19 protein-coding genes are annotated in these 19,470 nt (G+C 60.7%); 8 read left to right on the top strand and 11 right to left on the bottom strand.

All coding sequences use genetic code 11. The features are described from left to right. Positions 1 to 101: 101 nt before the first annotated feature. The 4 genes from AAIE04_RS00700 to AAIE04_RS00685 all read left to right on the top strand — a co-directional run bounded on the left by AAIE04_RS00700 (position 102) and on the right by AAIE04_RS00685 (position 2,410). Positions 102 to 1,358, top strand: a complete 1,257-nt coding sequence (locus AAIE04_RS00700) for a mechanosensitive ion channel family protein (RefSeq protein ID WP_198636205.1) — start codon at positions 102 to 104, stop codon at positions 1,356 to 1,358. Positions 1,359 to 1,490: 132 nt separating this feature from the next. Continuing rightward, positions 1,491 to 1,760, top strand: a complete 270-nt coding sequence (locus AAIE04_RS00695) for a hypothetical protein (RefSeq protein WP_154747570.1) — start codon at positions 1,491 to 1,493, stop codon at positions 1,758 to 1,760. Between the two features lie 84 nt (positions 1,761 to 1,844). Beyond that, the gene (locus tag AAIE04_RS00690; protein ID WP_019454217.1) at positions 1,845 to 2,123 is read left to right on the top strand and encodes a type II toxin-antitoxin system RelE/ParE family toxin; all 279 of its coding nucleotides are present in this window, start codon (positions 1,845 to 1,847) and stop codon (positions 2,121 to 2,123) included. Then, positions 2,123 to 2,410 carry a HigA family addiction module antitoxin gene (locus AAIE04_RS00685; protein WP_025160069.1) on the top strand — a complete coding sequence of 96 codons (288 nt, stop codon included), beginning with the start codon at positions 2,123 to 2,125 and terminating at the stop codon, positions 2,408 to 2,410. The genes AAIE04_RS00690 and AAIE04_RS00685 overlap by 1 nt, the downstream gene beginning before the upstream one ends. A 44-nt stretch (positions 2,411 to 2,454) precedes the next feature. On the opposite strand, the gene proY is transcribed toward AAIE04_RS00685, so the two are convergent. The 5 genes from proY to phoB all read right to left on the bottom strand — a co-directional run bounded on the left by proY (position 2,455) and on the right by phoB (position 8,743). Beyond that, on the bottom strand, positions 2,455 to 3,861 hold the full coding sequence (gene proY / locus AAIE04_RS00680; protein ID WP_019454218.1) for a proline-specific permease ProY: 1,407 nt from the start codon (positions 3,859 to 3,861) through the stop codon (positions 2,455 to 2,457). Positions 3,862 to 3,934: 73 nt separating this feature from the next. Next, positions 3,935 to 5,251, bottom strand: coding sequence for a branched-chain amino acid transport system II carrier protein (gene brnQ / locus AAIE04_RS00675; protein ID WP_038873241.1), 1,317 nt, complete (start codon positions 5,249 to 5,251; stop codon positions 3,935 to 3,937). 484 nt (positions 5,252 to 5,735) lie between these two features. Then, positions 5,736 to 6,698 carry a PstS family phosphate ABC transporter substrate-binding protein gene (locus AAIE04_RS00670; RefSeq protein WP_019454220.1) on the bottom strand — a complete coding sequence of 321 codons (963 nt, stop codon included), beginning with the start codon at positions 6,696 to 6,698 and terminating at the stop codon, positions 5,736 to 5,738. 14 nt (positions 6,699 to 6,712) lie between these two features. Continuing rightward, the gene (gene phoR, locus AAIE04_RS00665) at positions 6,713 to 8,029 is read right to left on the bottom strand and encodes a phosphate regulon sensor histidine kinase PhoR (protein ID WP_019454221.1); all 1,317 of its coding nucleotides are present in this window, start codon (positions 8,027 to 8,029) and stop codon (positions 6,713 to 6,715) included. A gap of 24 nt (positions 8,030 to 8,053) precedes the next feature. After that, positions 8,054 to 8,743 carry a phosphate response regulator transcription factor PhoB gene (phoB, locus tag AAIE04_RS00660; protein WP_004940438.1) on the bottom strand — a complete coding sequence of 230 codons (690 nt, stop codon included), beginning with the start codon at positions 8,741 to 8,743 and terminating at the stop codon, positions 8,054 to 8,056. Positions 8,744 to 8,958: 215 nt separating this feature from the next. Between phoB and sbcD the strand changes: the two genes are divergently transcribed. From sbcD to licT, 3 genes are all read left to right on the top strand, one after another. Then, entirely contained in the window at positions 8,959 to 10,191 is a 1,233-nt protein-coding gene (gene sbcD, locus AAIE04_RS00655; protein WP_498576327.1) for an exonuclease subunit SbcD, read from the top strand. Next, positions 10,188 to 13,439, top strand: coding sequence for an exonuclease subunit SbcC (gene sbcC / locus AAIE04_RS00650; protein WP_498576326.1), 3,252 nt, complete (start codon positions 10,188 to 10,190; stop codon positions 13,437 to 13,439). Before sbcD ends, sbcC begins: the two co-directional genes overlap by 4 nt. Before the next feature lie 232 nt (positions 13,440 to 13,671). Further along, positions 13,672 to 14,520 carry a BglG family transcription antiterminator LicT gene (gene licT, locus AAIE04_RS00645; RefSeq protein WP_063918827.1) on the top strand — a complete coding sequence of 283 codons (849 nt, stop codon included), beginning with the start codon at positions 13,672 to 13,674 and terminating at the stop codon, positions 14,518 to 14,520. Here licT and AAIE04_RS00640 read toward each other — a convergent pair. The 3 genes from AAIE04_RS00640 to mak all read right to left on the bottom strand — a co-directional run bounded on the left by AAIE04_RS00640 (position 14,517) and on the right by mak (position 16,150). Continuing rightward, on the bottom strand, positions 14,517 to 14,903 hold the full coding sequence (locus AAIE04_RS00640; RefSeq protein WP_498576325.1) for a type II toxin-antitoxin system VapC family toxin: 387 nt from the start codon (positions 14,901 to 14,903) through the stop codon (positions 14,517 to 14,519). The two genes, licT and AAIE04_RS00640, sit on opposite strands and share 4 nt — an antisense overlap. After that, positions 14,900 to 15,133 carry a type II toxin-antitoxin system Phd/YefM family antitoxin gene (locus tag AAIE04_RS00635; protein WP_019454227.1) on the bottom strand — a complete coding sequence of 78 codons (234 nt, stop codon included), beginning with the start codon at positions 15,131 to 15,133 and terminating at the stop codon, positions 14,900 to 14,902. Before AAIE04_RS00635 ends, AAIE04_RS00640 begins: the two co-directional genes overlap by 4 nt. A 102-nt stretch (positions 15,134 to 15,235) precedes the next feature. After that, complete coding sequence (gene mak, locus AAIE04_RS00630; RefSeq protein ID WP_063919577.1) at positions 15,236 to 16,150, bottom strand: fructokinase; 915 nt, start codon at positions 16,148 to 16,150, stop codon at positions 15,236 to 15,238. Between the two features lie 217 nt (positions 16,151 to 16,367). Here mak and rdgC point away from each other — a divergent pair, with 217 nt between their 5' ends. Beyond that, on the top strand, positions 16,368 to 17,279 hold the full coding sequence (gene rdgC / locus AAIE04_RS00625) for a recombination-associated protein RdgC (RefSeq protein ID WP_004940461.1): 912 nt from the start codon (positions 16,368 to 16,370) through the stop codon (positions 17,277 to 17,279). 65 nt (positions 17,280 to 17,344) lie between these two features. Here rdgC and ppnP read toward each other — a convergent pair whose 3' ends face one another. The 3 genes from ppnP to AAIE04_RS00610 form a co-directional block, all read right to left on the bottom strand. Beyond that, a complete protein-coding gene (gene ppnP, locus AAIE04_RS00620) occupies positions 17,345 to 17,635 on the bottom strand; it encodes a pyrimidine/purine nucleoside phosphorylase (RefSeq protein WP_004940463.1) in 291 nt (96 codons plus the stop codon). Positions 17,636 to 17,846: 211 nt separating this feature from the next. Then, positions 17,847 to 18,524 (bottom strand): AroM family protein, encoded by a 678-nt coding sequence (locus AAIE04_RS00615; protein WP_498576324.1) that lies wholly within the window; start codon positions 18,522 to 18,524, stop codon positions 17,847 to 17,849. A 4-nt stretch (positions 18,525 to 18,528) separates the two neighbouring features. Beyond that, positions 18,529 to 19,458: a DUF1177 domain-containing protein gene (locus AAIE04_RS00610; RefSeq protein WP_498576323.1), complete on the bottom strand. Its 930-nt coding sequence runs from the start codon at positions 19,456 to 19,458 to the stop codon at positions 18,529 to 18,531. Between the last annotated feature and the right edge of the window lie 12 nt (positions 19,459 to 19,470).

The following is a 19,470-nucleotide window of genomic DNA, read 5'->3' as shown; positions in this document are numbered from 1 at the left end:
TGTAAAAAAAGGTAAACAGGCACAAATCCTGCACGTTACCCCTTAGGCTAACGCGTTTTAAGTTTACAGGATATTTTTTGCGCATTTTTTAAGGAGCGGTAATGCAACAACAGATAACGCGCTGGCTGGAACAATTTGGTTTGGAATTCGGCGGAGTGATGTCGCTGTTGATGGTATTGGGGTTGATTGTTCTGATCTCGGTGGCGATCCACCTGGTGCTGCATCGGGTGGTGTTGGCTGCCCTTCAGCGCCGTGGCCAGCAATCGCAGCGCGTCTGGCAACAGGCCATCACCCAATACAAACTGTTCCAGCGCGTGGCGCTGCTGCTGCAAGGGGTGATCATCAGCATCCAGGCGACGCTGTGGCTGCAGAGCGGCAGCCAGACCCAGGCGGTGATCGTCACCGCCGCGCAGGTGTGGATCCTCGCCTTCACCCTGCTGTCGCTGTTCTCGCTGCTGGATACGCTGCTGGCGCTGCTGCGCCAAAGCCCGATTTCCAATCAGCTGCCGCTGCGCGGCATTTTCCAGGGCCTGAAACTGGTGGCGGCGATCCTGATCGGCATCATGATCGTCTCGCTGCTGATGGGCAAATCGCCGCTGCTGCTGCTCAGCGGACTGGGCGCCATGACCGCGGTCTTGATGTTGGTGTTCAAGGATCCGATCCTCGGGCTGGTGGCCGGCATTCAGCTTTCCGCCAACGATATGCTCAAGATCGGCGACTGGCTGGAAATGCCGAAATACGGCGCCGACGGCGCGGTCACCGACATCGGCCTGACCACGGTCAAAGTGCGTAACTGGGACAACACCGTCACCACCATCCCCACCTACGCGCTGATCTCCGACTCGTTCAAAAACTGGCGGTCGATGTCGGAATCCGGCGGGCGCCGCATCAAGCGCAGCCTGAATATCGACACCGGCAGCGTGCACTTCCTGTCGGAAGAAGAGCAGCGCCGTCTGCAGCGCAACCCGCTGCTGCACAGCTATCTGGATAACAAAACCCAGGAGCTGAGCCAGCACAACCAGGAGATCGCCATCGATCTGGCCTCGCCGCTCAACGGCCGCCGCCTCACCAACCTCGGCACGCTGCGCGCCTATCTGGAAGCCTACCTGCGCGCTCACCCGCGCATTCACCAGAACATGACGCTGATGGTGCGCCAGCTGGCGCCGACGCCGGAAGGGCTGCCGCTGGAAATCTACGCCTTCACCAACACCACGGTCTGGGCGGAGTATGAAAGCATTCAGGCGGATATTTTCGACCATATCCTGGCGGTGATCGACGAATTCGGCCTGCGCGTGCACCAGACGCCAACCGGTAACGATCTGCGCGGCATGCTGCTACAAAGCGCGAACGCTTCCTGACATCGGCTGACGTAAAGATGTCTGCTGGTAATGATGTTCTTTCAATTGCCAGCAGATATCTCCATCCCCTTCTTTTCCCCAGCGAAAACGGCATTAATGCGCCATCACCTTCACCACCGAGAGGGAAAGCCCTTGCTGAAACGGTTACGTCATCGGCTGTTCACCCTGATGGCCACCCTGCTGTTTATCGGCTGCCTGCACAGCGCTTCGCTGGATGAAAGCCGCATGCCCCGCAACCTGCAACCTTCGTTGAGCGCTCTGAGCAGCAACCTGCAGGACATTCGCGAAGTGCTGGCGCGCTGCGCCGGCGAGGAAGAGGAAGAACGCCTGAACGACGGCGACATGCGTATCGAAGCGCGCGCCGCCGGGGAGGATGAAGTGGAAGATAAACGCCTGACGTGATGGTCAAAAAACACCCCACCTTGTTGCGCCATACGCAACACCTGGCTATGATGCGTATAGCGCAACACCCATGGAGCCGTCAGGATGATAAGAAGCTTCAAGCATAAGGGACTCAAAAAGTTTTTCGAAACCGGTTCAACGGCGGGTATCGACGCCAAGCAGGCGAAGAAAATCGCGCTGCGGCTGAGCGTGCTGGATCTGGCGAAAGTGATTGATGACGTAGATCTGCCCGGCTTCTTCTTGCACCCGTTAACGGGCGCTCGCAGCGGGCAATGGTCCGTCACCGTCACCGGCAACTGGCGTATCACGTTTGAACTGGTCGAGGGTGATGTTTATATCGTGAATTATGAGGACTATCACTAATGAACCGCATGCATAACCCCCCTCATCCTGGCGAGTTGATCAAAGAAACCATGGAAACGCTGAATCTCAGCGCGCGCGCGCTGGCTAAAGCGCTGGACGTCGCACCCTCCACGGTTCAACGCCTGATCAGCGGAAAGTCCGATATCTCGCCGGAAATGGCCATCCGCCTGTCCATCGTGATAGGCAGTTCCGAACAGGTGTGGATGGGCATGCAGGATGCTTACGATCTGTGGCAGGCCAGGCAATCCATCGACGTATCGAAACTGCGCAAGCTGGACTTCGCTTGACGCCAGCCCCTAAAAAAACACCGGCCTTAGCCGGTGTTTTCCATTTAGTCTTGCTGCGTCGCCAACGGCGCGCGTTTTTTCTGATGGTTGACCTTGAACCAGTATCCCGCCAGCAGCAATACCACCCAGACCAGGCCGGCGTACAGCGAGACGCGGGTGGTCGGGAAGTAGCCGATCAGGCCGATTATGAACACCAGGAACACGATCGCCACCACCGAGGTGAACACCCCGCCGCGCAGCGGGAACGCCAGCTGCTTCACTTGCTCTTTGCTCAGGCTGCGGCGGAAGGCGATTTGGGAGAACAGGATCATGATCCACACCCACACGGTGGCGAAAGTCGCCAGGGAAGCGATCACCAGGAACACGCTCTCCGGCATGATGTAGTTGAGGTACACCGCCAGCAACAGCGCCAGCATCATCACCACTACCGTCACCCAAGGAATGCCGCGTTTCGATACCTTGCTGAACATCTTCGGCGCGTGCCCCTGTTCGGCCATGCCGTGCAGCATGCGGCCGACGCCGAACACGTCGCTGTTGATCGCCGACAGCGAAGCGGTGATCACCACGAAGTTGAGGATGCCCGCCGCCACGGTGATGCCCATATGCTGGAAGGTCAGCACGAACGGGCTGCCGTTGGTGCCCACCTGGTTCCACGGGTAGATCGACATGATGACGAACAGCGTGCCGACGTAGAACACCAGAATGCGCCATGGCACCGAGTTGATGGCCTTCGGAATCGATTTTTTCGGATCTTTGGCTTCGCCGGCGGTGATGCCGATAATTTCAATGCCGCCGTAAGCGAACATCACCAGCTGCAGCGACAGGATCATGCCGATAAAACCGTTGCTGAAGAAGCCGCCGTTCGACCACAGGTTATGAATGCCTGTCGGTTGCCCGCCGTTGCCGATACCCCAGATGATGATGCCGATGCCGGCCGCGATCATGATGATGATGGTGGCGACCTTGAAAAACGAGAACCAGAACTCCAGCTCGCCGAACACCTTGACGCTCATCAGGTTGATGGCGCCGATGATCAGCACCACGCTCAGCACCCAGATCCAATGCGGCACTTCCGGGAACCAGACGCCCATATAGATGCCGAAAGCAGTCACGTCGGCGATGGCGACAATCAGGATTTCAAAGCAGTAAGTCCAGCCGGTGATGTAGCCCGCCATCGGGCCGAGGTAATCCTGCGCGTAACGGGAAAACGAGCTGGCCTGCGGGTTGTTGACCGACATCTCCCCCAGCGCGCGCATGATGATAAAGGCCACGATGCCGCCGATCAGGTAAGCCAGCAGCACGCTCGGGCCGGCCATTTTGATGGCGTCCGCCGAGCCGTAGAACAACCCGGTGCCGATGGCCGACCCCAGCGCCATAAAGCGGATGTGACGCGTGCTGAGGCCGCGTTTCAGCTTATTGTCGGGGGCAGTGGTGGGTGACTGTTGTTGCATGAAGATGACCCATAGTTTTAAACGTAAAAAAGCCACGGACATGTCCGTGGCCCTAGATTAAGCCGGGGGATTATCAGTGCGCGGTCACTTGAGAACGCGTGCACACCCGATCATAAATCGCGACCAGCACCAGCATCAGCAGCGAAGGCGGCAACCATGCCAACCCCTGCTCCGCCAGCGGCAGGTGAGTGGTCCAGGCCGGCAGCAGCTGCTGGAAGCTGGACGCTTTCACTGCGTCAAGGATACCAAACAACAGGCTGACAAGCATCACCGGCGCGATGATGCGCGGTGCGCTGTGCCACCAACGCAGGGTGAAGCTCAGCACCACCAGCACGATGCACGGCGGGTAAATCGCGGTCAGCACCGGAATGGAGATCTGGATCAGGTGGCTCAGACCGAGGTTGGACACCACCATCGAGAACAGGCCCAGAATAAACACCAGCGTCTTGTAGGAGAACGGCAGGTATTGCGCGAAGAACTCGGCGCAGGCGCAGGTCAGGCCTACCGCAGTCACCATGCAGGCGATGAAGATCAGCGCCGCCAGGAAGAAGCTGCCCAGGCCGCCGAAGGTGTTCTGAACGTAAGCGTGCAGGATCACCGCGCCGTTGGTAGCGTCCGGCACCAGCGCGCCGCTGCCGGAACCCAGCTTGAACAAGCTCAGATAAACCAGCGTCAGGCCCACGCCGGCGATCAAACCGGCCAGAATGGTGTAACGGGTCAACAGACCGGCGTCTTTCACGCCGCGCGAGCGCGCCGCGTTGACGATAACGATGCCGAATACCAGCGCGCCCAGCGTATCCATGGTCAGATAGCCGTTAACGAAACCGGAGGAGAAAGGCACGCTCTGGTAAGCCGCCGTCGCCGGAATCGGCGCGCCGGCAGGCCACAGCAACGCGGCGATGCCCAGTACGGCTAACGCGACGATCTTCAGCGGCGCCAGCACGTGGCCGACGGTATCGAGCAGGCGGCCCGGATACAGGGAGATGCCAATCACCAGCGCGAAATACACCAGGCTGTAGATGAACAGCGGCATGGCGCCGTCGCCGGTCAGCGGGGCGATGCCCACTTCAAAGGAGACGGTGGCGGTGCGCGGCGTCGCGAACAGCGGGCCGACGGCCAGGTAGCAGACGGTCGCCAGCAGCAGGCCGGCGCCGCGGCCAATCGGCGAACTGAGGGCGTCGATGCCGCCGCCGACGCGCGCCAGCGCGATGACGGTGATGACCGGTAGGCCGACGGCGGTGATCAGGAAGCCCAGCGCCGCAGTCCAGACATGTTCACCGGACTGTAAACCGACCATCGGCGGGAAGATGATGTTCCCGGCCCCGACGAATAAGGCAAAGGTCATAAAGCCCAATGCCAGGATATCTTTTGACGTTAAACGATGACTCATACGATGTCGTGTTGCCTGTTCAAATGAAAAAAATTGTCCGATAGCGTGGTGGCGTGACGCCCCACCCGGTTGCCGGCATGCCCGACCATCGCAGCGCCAAATAAGCACCCTAAACGCAATCGTTCCGGCGTTTATGTCCCTATTCGAAAGTGGCCGCTCATGAAGATGGGCAAAGTTTTAGGAGTTATAAAATGGAGGTTTAATCCGACAACGAGGGCTAAGGTAAACGTTTATAGCGCTTCAAGGCAAGACGCACGGCGAAAAGCAGAGCTATCGACCATATAAACTTTAGCCACCAGTCGATCATATTGGCTATCAATAAATATACACTACATGATTTGTATCATTTTTGAACAGCCAATTCACGAAACGTGAAGCATATATCACTTTACCGCGCGAAAACGCCAATAAAAGCCCGGTTTTCGCGTGGCATAAGCTCCATTTCGGCGTGAGAAAAGGCGAAAATTACGTCGCTTTTTGTCGCTTATTGCATCATGGCCGGCGCAAGCGGCTGCAGCCCGAGCGCCTGGCGGGTCTTCTGCAGAGCGGCCGGCGGCAGAGGCAGATAGCCGTCGTGGTTGACCAGGCTCTGTCCTGCGGTCGACAGCACACGATCGAGGAACGCCGCGGTCAGCGGCTCCAGCGGTTGATTGGGGGCTTTGTTGATGTAGATATACAGGTAGCGCGACAGCGGGTAGCGATCGTTGCGCACGTTGGCGGCGGTAGGCGCGACATAATCCTCCCCCGACTCCGCCAACGGCAGCAGCCGCACGCCGCTGGCGCGAAAACCGATGCTGGCGTAGCCGATGCCGTTGAGCGAACCGGCCACCGCCTGCACCACCGAGGCCGAACCGGGCAACTCATTGACGCGCGGCATAAAATCGCCGCCGCACAGCGCGCGCAGTTTGAAATAGCCGTAGGTGCCGGAAGCCGAGTTGCGGCCAAAGCGTTGCAGCGAGCGCGTCGCCCAGTCGCCGCTCAGACCCAGTTCGCCCCAGCGCGTCAGCGGCTGGCTTTCACCGCAGCGCCGGGTGGCGGAGAAAATACGATCGAGCTGCTGCAAATTGAGGCCGCGCAGCGGATTGTCCTGATGCACCAACACCACCAGCGCATCCACCGCCACCGGCACCGCCAGCGGCGCATAGCCGTAACGGTGTTCGAACGCCGAAACCTCGGCCGCCTTCATCGGCCGGCTCATCGGGCCCAGCTGCGCGGCGCCCGCCGCCAACGCGGTCGGCGCGGTCGACGAACCGGCGGCCTGGATCTGCAGATTAACGTTGGGGTAATGCTGGCTGAAGTCCTGCGCCCACAGCGCCATCAGGTTCGCCAGGGTGTCGGAGCCGACGCTGGACAGATTGCCCGCCAGCATGCCGTCGGGCTGCGCCAGTGCGCCACGTCCGGCCAGCAGCGCCAGGCAAAGCAACAGCCCTCGGGTAATTCGGGTCATACCGGTGTCTCGCGTTAATTTTTCACCGCATTCTCTGATAAAGCGGCCGGAACAATCAACCGGTTGGGTAAGGTAAAGATAAAGCGGGTGCCGATCCCCGGTTCGCTGAGGATCTCCAGCCGCGCGTCGTGATGGCTGAGCGCGTGTTTGACGATCGCCAGCCCCAGCCCACTGCCGCCGGTCTGGCGCGAACGGGCCTTGTCGACGCGATAAAAACGCTCGGTCAGGCGCGGAAGGTGCTCGGCGGCGATGCCCGGCCCGTTGTCGCTGACCTGGAACTGCGCACCATGTGCCGTCTGCTGCCAGCTGACTTCGATATGGGTGCCCTTCGGCGTGTGGTTGACCGCGTTGTACACCAGGTTAGACACCGCGCTGCGCAACTGGTCTTCATTGCCGAACACTTTGAGCTGTTCGTTCACCCGGAAAGCGATCTCGTGATTGCCGCCGCTCAGCGATTGCGCCTCGCGCTGCAACACCCGCAGCATCAGCGGGATATCCACCCGTTCGTTCATGTCGACATTGGGCGCCGCCTCGATGCGCGACAGCGTCAGCAGCTGTTTGACCAGCCCGTCCATCCGGCGGGTCTGCTCTTGCATGGTGCTCAGCGCCTTGCTACGCAGCGAGCCGTCCTGCTCTTCGTCGCCCATCATTTCCAGGTAGCCCTGCAGCACCGTCAACGGCGTGCGCAGCTCATGGCTGACGTTGGCGAAGAAGTTGCGCCGCGCCCCTTCCAGCTGGCGCATCTGGGTGACGTCGCGCGCCACCATCAGCAGTTGCCCTTCGGAATAGGGCATCACGCGGAATTCGACGTAATGTTCGTTGTTCAACTGCAGCGTCAGCGGGCGCGAAAACTCCTGCTGTTGCAAATAGTGGCTGAACTCCGGATAACGCAGCAGGTTGAGGATGTGCTGGCCGTTGTCTTCCGGCCAGCGGAAGCCGAGCAGATGCTGCGCCAGGCCGTTGCACCAGAAGATATTGCCTTCGACGGTGGTCATCACCACCGCGTCAGGCAGCGATTCGGCCCCGCTGCGAAAGCGCTTGATCAGCAGCGCCAGCTCGCGGCGGCGGCGGCGGTTGCGCTGCTGCATCTGATACAGGCCATAGAACAACGGCTCCCAGCTCCAGCGGCCGGGCGGCGGCGTCATGCTGCGGTCGATCCACAGCCAATGGGAGAGTTTGAGCTGGTTGTAGAAATTCCACACCAGCGCAGCCAGCGCTGAGGCCAGCAGGAACCAGGGCAGATAACCGAAAATCAGCCCCAGCAGTAAGGCGGGCAGACAAAAAAGAGCCAGCTCCAGAGCCAGCCTCTTCCACGACAGACGTTCTAACACGGCATATTCTCCAGCGCGGCGCGATCAGTAGCGCGTTGAGAACCGGTAGCCGGTGCCCCGAACGGTTTGAACCATTTTATCATGCCCACTGGTTTCTAACGCCTTGCGGAGCCGACGGATATGCACGTCAACGGTACGGTCTTCCACATAAACGTTAGTGCCCCAGACGTGATTAAGCAACTGCTCGCGGCTATAAACCCGCTCCGGGTGGGTCATAAAGAAGTGCAGCAGCTTGAACTCGGTCGGCCCCATGTCCAGCGCCTGATCGTTCGCCATCACGCGGTGGGAGGACGGATCCAGGCTCAGTCCTTGCATTTCAATCACTTCTTCCACCGCCATCGGTGAAATACGGCGCATGACCGCTTTGATGCGTGCCACCAGCTCCTTGGGCGAGAACGGCTTGGTGATGTAATCATCCGCCCCCACTTCCAGGCCGCGCACCCGGTCTTCCTCTTCGCCGCGCGCGGTCAACATCATCACCGGGATATCGCGGGTCAGCGCTTCGCGCTTCATATGCTTGATAAACTGAATGCCGGAACCGCCGGGCAGCATCCAATCGAGCAACACCAAATCAGGGAACGGCTCAGACAGGCGCGTCACGGCGCTGTCATAATCCTCGGCTTCCAACGGTTGGTAACCATTCTGTTCCAACACAAAGCACACCATCTCACGGATCGGCGCTTCGTCTTCCACCACCAGTATGCGTCTTGCCATCGTCAATCCTGCCAATGTGTTAGCGACTTTGCGGGCGCCATTATGCGTCAGTTTTGTGACACTTTTATGAAAAAAAGCGGCTGTTATAGGCAGTAAGCATAGCGATTATTTCCCATAGTAAAGAAAAATCATTCCGCTGCCCTCGCCATTGCGCCGGGACAGCCGGCGCCGCGGCCTTTATAATCATCGCCATTACCTTTGCACCCGGGAGTGTCATGCGCCTGATCCACACCTCTGACTGGCACCTTGGCCAGTACTTTTTCACCAAAAGCCGCGCCGCCGAGCACCAGGCTTTTCTGAACTGGCTGATCAAACAGGTAGAGCAGCAGCAGGTGGATGCGCTGATCGTCGCCGGGGATCTATTCGATACCGGCTCGCCGCCCAGCTACGCCCGCGAACTGTACAACCGCTTCGTGGTGGAACTGCAGCGCACCGGCTGCCAACTGGTGGTGCTGGGCGGCAACCACGATTCGGTGGCGACGCTGAACGAATCGCGTGAACTGCTCTCCTGCCTGAACACCACGGTGATCGCGAGCGCGCAAAGCGCCCCCGAACAGCAGATCCTGGTGCTGAACCGGCGCGACGGCCAGCCGGGCGCGGTGCTGTGCGCCATCCCGTTCTTGCGGCCACGCGATCTGCTCACCAGCCGCGCCGGCGAATCCGGCGCGCAGAAACAGCAGGCGTTACAGGAAGCCATCGCCGAACATTACCAAACGCTGTATCAGGCGGCCTGCGAGCACCGCGACCAATTGGGCCTGCCGCTGCCGATCGTCGCCACCGGCCACCTGACCACCGTCGGCGTCACCACCTCCGACTCGGTGCGCGACATCTATATCGGCACCCTCGACGCCTTTCCGGCGCAGGCCTTTCCTCCCGCCGACTATATCGCGTTGGGCCACATCCACCGCGCGCAGAACGTCGCCAAATCGGAGCACATTCGCTATAGCGGCTCGCCGATCCCGCTCAGCTTCGATGAACTGGGCAAAGCCAAAAGCGTCTTTATGGTCGATTTCGCCGACGGCGCTTTGCAGCAGGTGGAAGCGTTAACGATCCCGCAGTTTCAGCCCATGCAGCTGATCAAAGGCGATCTGGCCGAGATCGAACGGCAGCTGCGGCAGTTTGCCGATTATGACGGTGAGCTGCCGGTGTGGCTGGATATCGAAGTGGCGACGCAGGACTACCTCAGCGACATCCAGCGCCGCATTCAGCTGCTGGCAGACGAGCTACCGGTGGAAGTGGTGCTGCTGCGGCGCAGCAAAGAACAGCGCCGCCAGGCGATCGCACAGCAGGATAAGGAAACGCTCAACGAACTGAGCGTCAATGAAGTGTTCGAGCGGCGCCTGGCGCAGGAGACTGAGCTGCCCGAAACGCGCCAACAGCGGATGCGCCAAATGTTCCGCCAGGTGGTCGATGCGGTGCAGCACAACGCCGAGGAGAACAACCCATGAAAATCCTCAGCCTGCGCTTAAAAAACCTCAACTCGCTGCAGGGCGAATGGAAGATTGACTTCACCGCCGAGCCGTTCGCCAGCAACGGTCTGTTCGCCATTACCGGCCCGACCGGCGCGGGCAAAACCACCCTGCTGGACGCCATCTGCCTGGCGCTATACCACCAGACGCCGCGCCTCAACGTCACGCCAAGCCAGAATGAACTGATGACCCGCCATACCGCCGAATCGTTGGCGGAAGTCGAGTTCGAGGTCAAGGGCGTCGGCTATCGCGCCTTCTGGAGTCAGCGCCGCGCCAAAAACGCGCCGGACGGCAACCTGCAGGCGCCGAAAGTCGAACTGGCGCGCCGCGAAGACGGCAAGATCCTGGCGGACAAAGTGCGCGACAAGCTGGAGATCACCGCCGCCATCACCGGGCTGGACTTCGGCCGCTTCACCAAGTCGATGATGCTGTCTCAGGGGCAGTTCGCCGCCTTCCTCAACGCCGACGCCAACGATCGCGCCGAGCTGTTGGAAGAACTGACCGGCACCGAAATCTACGGGCGATTGTCCGAACAGGTGTTCGAATCCCACAAACAGGCCAAAACCGATCTGGATGGGCTGCATCAGCGCGCCAGCGGTATCGAGCTGCTGAACGACGAACAGCGCCACTCCCTGGTCGAACAGCTGACGGCGCTGAGCGGGCAGGAAAGCGCTCTCGGCGAGCAAACCCGGCAACAGCAACAGGCGCTGAGCTGGTTACAACAATGGCAGCGATTCCGGCAACAGCAAAACGAGGGGCGGCAACGGCTGGAAAACGCCCAACGCGAGCAGGCCGAGGCCGCCCCGCAGCTCCAGCGGCTGGCGCTCAGCGAACCGGCCGAAAAATTGCGGCCGCTGCGCGGCGAACGCGATCGCTGCCGCGCCGAGCTGCAGACGATACAGCAGCAAGCGGCCCTGCTGACGCAGCAGCAGGAACAGCAGTCGGCGCAGCTGGCGCCGCTGCAGCAGGCGGTAGAAAAGACCCGCCTGGCGCAGCAAGCCCATGCCGAGCACATGCGGCAACAGCAACAGCTGATCGATGAGCAGGTCGCCCCGCTCGATCATCAGATCGCCCAACTGCAATCGACACAGGCCGAACGGCGACAGGCCGGCGATGCTGCCGCGCAGCAGTGCGCCCAACAGCAGGCGGCGCTGGAGCAGCTCACCGTTCAACGCAATCAACTGACGACGCAGGGCGCACAGCATCAGCAGCAATTGAACGCGCTGACCCAAGCGCTGGCCGTTCAACAGCAGCAGCAGCAAGCGCTGGAGGCGCAAACGCCGCTGGCCCCGTTGCGCCAGCGCCTGAGTACCCTGGCGGATCTGCGTCCAACGCGTCAGCAGTTGTCCACGCTCGCCACCCTCCACCGTCAGACCCGCGAGCGGCTGACCCGGCAGCAAGCGGAGCACGCCGGACGACAAACGCAACTCGCCGAGCTGCAACAACAGCTGGAGAGCGCACGCCAGCAATTCAAACAACACAAGACGCAGCTGCAGGAAGTAGAGCGGATCCACGAGCTGGAAAAACGCATCGTCAGCCTGGAAGCGGAGCGTGCCCTGCTGCAAAGTGGCGCCCCCTGCCCGCTGTGTGGCTCGACCACCCACCCGGCGGTGGAGCAATATCAGGCGGTGCAGCCTTCGGCGACGGAGCGGCGGTTGGTTGAGATGCGCACCCTGGCCGAGAAACTGCAAACCCAGGGTACTGAACTGCGCACCCGCTGCGAAAGCCTGCTGGAACAGCAGCAGCGCCAGCAGCAAACCATCGCGCAGGATGAACAGCAGCTGGCCGGCCAACAGCAGCAGTGGCAGCAGCTCAGCGCGCCGCTGGCGTTCGACTTTACGCTGGTGGATGACGAACCGCTCAGCGCCTGGTTGAGTGGCTGCGACGATGAAGAGCGGCGCGGGCAACAGGCGCTGCAGCAGCATGAACAATCGGCGCAGGCGGTACAGCAGGCGAAAGACGCGCTCGCGGCGTTGCAAACGCAGCAGCAGCAGGCGCAGCAACAGCTGGCGTTGCTCGAAGAGCGCTTTACGCTGCTGCAAAAAAACCACGCCGATAGCCTGCAACAGCAACAAGACCTGCAACAACGCTGGCAAGAAGGCGAGAAAATCCTCGCCGAACGGCGTGCGCAGCGGCTGGCGCTGTTCGGCGAACAGCGGATCGCCGAGGTGCGCGAACAGCTGCGCGCCAAACAAACCGCCTGCGAACAGGCCAGTGTTCAGGCTGCCGAGCAGTGGCAAAAGGCGCAGGAACTGCGCGAACGCCTGGCAGGCCAACAGGCCGGGCTACAACAGCAACACGCCCAAATGCAGGAACGGCTGCAGCAGGCGCAGCAGCAGTGGCAGCAGGCGCTGGCCGACAGCGAATTCGTCGATGAAACCGCCTTCGCCGCCGCGCTGCTGGACGACGCCCTGCGCCGCGAATTGCAGCAGCGCAAAGAGCAGTTGCAACAGCGGCAGGTAGAGGCCACCGCCCTGCTGACACAGGCGACGCAAACGCTGGAGCAGCATCGGCAGAATCGCCCTGAAGGGCTGGATGAAGCCAACGCGGATATCGATGCGCTCACCCAATCGCTGGCCGAGCTGGCGCAGCAGTTGAAGGTGCTGCAGCTGCGCCAGGGCGAACTGCGCAATCAGTTGGAAAGCGACGCCGCCCGCCGCCTCAATCAGCAGGCGCTGTTCGAGCAGATCGCCCGCAGCCAGCAAGACTACGATGACTGGAGCTACCTCAACCAGCTGATCGGCTCAAAAGAAGGCGACAAGTTCCGCCGCTTTGCTCAGGGGCTGACGCTCGATCATCTGGTTTACCTGGCCAACAACCAGCTCGGCCGGCTGCACGGACGTTATCTGCTGCAGCGCAAGACCAGCGATGCGCTGGAACTGCAGGTGGTCGACACCTGGCAGGCGGATGCGCTGCGCGATACCCGCACCCTGTCCGGCGGCGAGAGCTTCCTGGTCAGCCTGGCGCTGGCGCTGGCGTTGTCCGATCTGGTCAGCCATAAAACCAGCATCGACTCGCTGTTCCTCGACGAAGGCTTCGGCACGCTGGACGCCGAAACCCTCGATACCGCGCTGGATGCGCTGGACAGCCTGAACGCCTCCGGCAAAACCATCGGCGTGATCAGTCACGTCGAGGCGATGAAAGAGCGTATTCCGGTGCAGATCAAGGTGAAGAAGGTTAACGGGCTTGGCGTCAGCCGGCTGGAAGCGCACTTCAGGCTGGAATGATCCCGCGGCGCGCGGCGCAGAAGTGTGACCGCGGCGGCACTCCGCGGTGAAAAGCGTTGAGCCGCAGCGGGCACGGGTTATTATGCCAACATAATAGGATTGTTACTGTATCCCCTCCGCCGCTCAGGGCCGCAGGGCAGAAACATAAAATACAGGCAAAACCTGACGCCCGGGATCGCTTCCGGGCGTCAGGTTTTTTCGTTTTCAGGATGCTGAAACACCGGGAAAAACCATGAAAATCGCTAAAATACTCAATAATAACGTGGTGATTACGCTGGACGACCGTCAGGAAGAGACGGTGGTGATGGGAAAAGGAATCGGCTTTAAAAAGAAGCCCGGCGATACGCTGGACGAAAGCCTGATCGAAAAGGTATTCACCCATAACGGCGGTGAAATCGCCGAGCGCTATAAAGAGCTGCTCGCCGAGATCCCGCTGGCCTGCGTTACCACTGCCGACAGGATTATCACTCTCGCCCGCGAACGCCTGCCGGGCAAATTGCATAACATCGTCTACATCACGCTGACCGATCACATCCACTTCGCCCTGCAGCGCCATGCGCAAGGGCTGGATATCAAAAATGCGCTGCTGTGGGAGATTAAAAAGCTCTACCCGGCCGAGTTCGCCGTCGGGCTGGAGGCGCTGGCCCTGATCGCCCAACGGCTGGATACCGCGCTGCCGGAAGACGAAGCTGGATTTATCGCCCTGCACTTGGTCAACGCCCAGCTTAACGACGAGATGCACAACACGCTGCACATCACCCGCGTGATGCAAGAGATCCTCAACCTGGTCAAATACCACTTCCGCTTTGATTACAACGAGGAAGCCCTGAGCTACCACCGTTTCGTCACCCATTTGAAGTTCTTCGCTCAGCGCCTGCTGGGGAAAAACTATGTCGACAGCGACGACGACTCGCTGTATCAGGTGGTGAAAGAGAAATACCGCGAGTCTTTCGCCTGCGCCGGCAAGATCAACCGCCACATCGAAAAGCACTATCAGCATCAGCTCACCACGGAAGAGATGATGTTCCTGACCATTCATATCGAACGGGTGCGCAGCGAAAGTGAGGAAAAGCCGGCTTAACGGCGGGCGTCCGCCACCCGCACGCCGTACTGCGGAAACACCGCATCGGCGGAGATCAGCGTCAGCCCTTCGGCCTGCGCCTGTGCGATCAGCATGCGATCGAAAGGATCCTGATGATAGGGCGGCAACTGCCCGGCCTGTTGGCAGTGAAAGGCGTCCATCGGCAGCGACAGAAAATCTTCGGCCTCGATGATCGCAAAGATATCTTCCGGCAGCGCCAGTTTACCCAGCGCCTGCTTGATCGAGATCTCCCAAATGCTGGCCGCGCTGACGTACACCGCATTGCCCGGATCGGCGATCTGCCTTTTGGCGTTCGCGCCCAGGCAGGCGTCATCAATCAGCCACCACAGCAATACGTGGGTATCCAGCAGCAAGCGCTTCATTCATCGCCCTCAAACAGCGCCGCAATGGCCGCGTCCCCCGCGTTGAAATCCGCCGGCACGGTGAACTTGCCCTTGGCGGCGCCAGGGCGGCGCGCTTCTCCCTTGATGGCGACCAGCTGTACATACGGCTTCCCTGCTTTTGCGATAATCACGGTTTCTCCCTCCGCGGCTCTGTCCGCCAGCTGGCTCAGATTGGATTTTGCTTCGTGCATATTGGCCTGAATTGCCATACGCGTCCTCCTTAGCTAAGTTAGCTAAAGCATAAAGCGCCGTCCAGTTTTTGTACAGGGAAGGGTTTAAAGCGCGAGCTTGCTCGCGCTTTGTTGCAACGCTTAGCGCTGCTGTTGCGGCCACAGCCAGGCCGCGCCGCGCACGCCGCTGGAGTCGCCGTGGACCGCCTTGCGGATCGGCGTTTCACACTCGCCGCCGAACACCCAACTTTTCACCAACGCGGGCACCGTGCGGTACAAACGATCCACGTTGCTCATGCCGCCGCCGAGCACCACCACGTCCGGATCCAGAATGTTGATCACGTGCGCCAGCGATTTCGCCAAGCGCATTTCGTAACGTTCGATCGCCTGCACCGCCAGCGCATCGCCCCGCTCGCTCAGCGCCATGATCTCATGCCCTTGCAGCGCGTTGCCGCTCAGGCGCGCATAGTCGGTGGCGAAACCTGTGCCGGAAATAAAGGTTTCGATGCAGCCCGGCTTGCCGCAGTAGCACGGCACTTCACGGGCGTAGCGCAGCTCATCGTCATCCTGCCACGGCAGCGGATTGTGGCCCCATTCGCCGGCGATGCCATTGCCGCCGGAATGCGCCTGGCCGTTCAGCGCCACGCCGGCGCCACAGCCGGTGCCGATGATGACCGCAAACACGGTTTTCGCGCCGGCGCCGGCGCCGTCGGTGGCTTCCGACACCGCCAGGCAGTTGGCGTCGTTGGCGATACGCACCTCGCGCGCCAACAGCGCCGACAGATCCTTATCCAGCGGCTGGCCGTTGAGCCACACCGAGTTGGCGTTCTTTACTCGCCCGGTAAACGGCGACAGCGTGCCGGGAATGCCGATCCCGACCGATCCTCGTTCGCCGGTATGATCCTCCGCCAGTTTCACCAGTCCGGCGATCGCCGCCAGGGTTTGCCGGTAGTCATGGCGCGGCGTGGCGATGCGATGGCGAAACAGCTCCCGCCCGTCATTCGCCAACGCGATCACTTCAATTTTCGTTCCACCCAAGTCGATGCCAATGCGCACGTATTTTTTCTCCTCGATGCCGCGCAGCGTTGTCACAGCCTAATGTAAGCGCGCGAATGAATCACCTGTTTCCCATTCTCCGTCCCGTCCTTTCCCGATGCGCAAAGCGACGCAATTCGGAGAGAATGGGGCGATTTTTCAGCGTCAATTCGTTATCATGCCGCCCTGCTTTTGACGAATCAGCGTGCCGAACGCACGCCCAGCCAGGGATAACATTATGCTGTGGTTTAAGAATTTGATGGTTTACCGTTTGAGCCGCGAAGTGGCGTTAAACGCGGATGAAATGGAAAAACAACTCAGCGCGTTCGCCTTCACGCCGTGCGGCAGCCAGGACATGGCGAAGACCGGCTGGGTCTCCCCGATGGGCTCGCACAGCGATGCGCTGACGCACGCGGTCAACGGCCAGATCGTCATCTGCGCGCGCAAGGAAGAGAAAATCCTGCCGTCGCCGGTGATCAAGCAAGAGCTGCAGGCCAAGATTGAGCGCCTGGAAGCGGAGCAACACCGCAAACTGAAGAAAACCGAGAAGGACGCGCTGAAGGATGAAGTGCTGCACAGCCTGCTGCCGCGCGCGTTCAGCCGCTTCAACCAGACCTTCATGTGGATAGACACCGTCAACGATCTGATCATGGTCGACGCCGCCAGCGCCAAACGCGCCGAAGACACGCTGGCGCTGCTGCGCAAGAGCCTCGGCTCGCTGCCGGTGGTGCCATTGACCATGGAAAGCCCGATCGAACTGACGCTGACCGAATGGGTGCGTTCCGGTGAGATGCCGGCTGGCTTCGCCATTCAGGATGAAGCGGAATTGAAAGCGATTCTGGAAGAAGGCGGCGTAATCCGCTGCAAGAAGCAGAATCTGATCAGCGACGAAATCGCGGTGCACATCGAAGCCGGCAAGCTGGTGACCAAGCTGGCGGTGGACTGGCAAGAGCGCATCCAGCTGATGCTGTCGGACGACGGCTCGCTCAAGCGCCTGAAGTTCGCCGACACGCTGCGCGAACAGAACGACGACATCGATCGCGACGACTTCGCCCAGCGCTTTGACGCCGACTTTATCCTGATGACCAGCGAGCTGGCGGCGTTGATCAAAAACACCATCGAAGCGCTCGGCGGCGAAGCCCAGCGTTAATCTCGCCTCAGAAATGACCAGGGCCCAGCATCCGCTGAGCCCTGCGTTCCCCTAGCGAACAAAATTTATTTGCTCAGGTAGCGGCACAGATAGGCGGTGGCGTCGGCCACCTGCAGGTTGAACTCGCTGTGCCCCGGCACGAAGAACTTCTCGCCCGGCGTAAACACTTGCCAGTCCGGCGCTCCCGGCAGCAGCACTTTCAGCGCCCCGGTGATCACTGTCATTTCTTCCGGCTGCGCGGTGGAGAAGGTGTATTCGCCCTCTTCCATCACACCCACGCTGGTAAGACCGATGCTGCTACTGTCAAAACCGATAGACTTCACTTTTCCGGCAAAATACTCATTCACTTTCAGCATAGACTGGCACCCGCGTAATCATCTTGATGGAAAATCCATATTGGGGGATTGCGGTTGATCTGTCACTGGTTTTTCGCGCGAAATGCGATCGCGGCGCAGAGTAAAACGCTACAGGCCCTCTCGCCGACAGTCAGGGCTGCTGAAGCCCGGGGCGCCTCACGGGCGCAAAACGCCCGTGGTCGCGTCGAGCGCAGATTTATGGCTATTTGAATCAGTCGATTAACTCTGCGGCCAACTTGGCGACCAGTACGTTCGACAGCAGCACCGGCACCGACAGACGCGCCTGCAGAAAAGCGCGGTGACGCTGGTGATAACCGATACAATCGAGCACCACCACCTCCGCCCCCTGCCGCAGCAGGGTGCAAGCCGCCTGCTCCAGCGCAGCGTCATCCGCCAGATAGGGGCTGGCGACGGCATAACTCGGCGGCGCCGCCAGCTGCCGCCATTTGCGCGCCTGCTGCCCAACCTGTTCAGCCACCGGCACCACGATGCCGACACGGTGTGTGCCGACGATCGCGGAGATCAACGGCGGGATAATGCGATCCGGTTCCAGCAACAGTACCCGTTCCGCCTGCAATCGACCGAATTCGCCGGTGCATAGCAACAGAATCACCTCGCATCCCGTCGCTTCCAGTTCGCGGATCTTCTCCTGCAACCCGCTTTCGATGCGAGCGGCGCCGAGTGTCACCTGCGTACCGTCCAAAAGACGCGACACCAGCAGCTTGTCGCCCTGTTGCGGTGCATAACGCTCGGCGATCTGCCAGATATCCAGGCCGTCCAGCAAACCGACGTGCCTCACTCGTTCCGCCGGCAGATAAGCAGACAGCAGCGGCATGATATCGCTGCGCGGCGCCTGACCGATGGTCAGCGTGGCGAATGAAGCCGTCATGGGTCTATCTCCTTTTTTGCAGGTGGCTCAGACTGCCGTACAGCGCCAGCAGCTGGCCGTATTCGGCGGCATCATAGAACCGGCAGGTACCGCGGCCGAATTCTTTGGCGACTTCCACCGCGAATTTGGCCGCCAACGCGATGTCCGTTTCGTGGCTGGCACCGGTACCGCAGCCCGGCACCACTGATTCGCTGCAGATCGCCACGCCGACCACCGGCGCTGCAGTAGCGGTCGAGGGCTGCAGGATGCTGTTGAGGTGATGTACACCGTTGCCGTAAGGGGTGATGTCCTGCGTGGTGATCGGGAAAGTCACCGCCGGCCGGCCGCTGGTCATCTCCATGATGCGCAGCAGATCTTCCGCCACCCGCAGGATGTACCCCTCTTTCACCGTCGGCGACAGCGCATAGCCTTTATGATTGATGATGCGGTTGCCTTTGGTTGTGTCGATCGACAAGATGGCGTCAGCCTCCGGCACCACTTCGTTATCGTTCATCGTCACGTCATCGATCGGTGAATCCATAAAATCGACCGGATCGTGCGGCCGGGTCGGCGCGTTCGGGCAAATATGGGTAGTGACGATCACATCGCCCGGCAGCATGTCGCCCTTGCGCTGCATCTCCGCCAACTTCAGCGCGGCGGCAATGGCGGCGATCGCGCCGTCGCCGTCGGACACCAGCCCGATTCGCGTCGGCCGCGCGCCAATGCCGCCCAGGCGGCCGATAATGCCCAGCGTCGGCGCCGCACCACCGCCGAATTTTCCTGCACTGCCGGGGATCTCGATACGCACGAAATCGGTGCCGCCCTTCGGCCCCTCGGCGCGCAAGGTGCTGGCCCTGATCGCCGGGTAAGACGCAAACAGGTCGACGACGTCTTGGCCGCTGACGAATGCGCTATCAATCAATTCAAAAACCTGCAGCGTTTGTTGCAAACTCATGGTCGTTTTACC

This window comes from Serratia sp. Ae19-1 (assembly GCF_059801225.1).
Note: the sequence above shows the minus strand (reverse complement) of the source record. Positions and strands in the feature narration are given on the sequence as shown.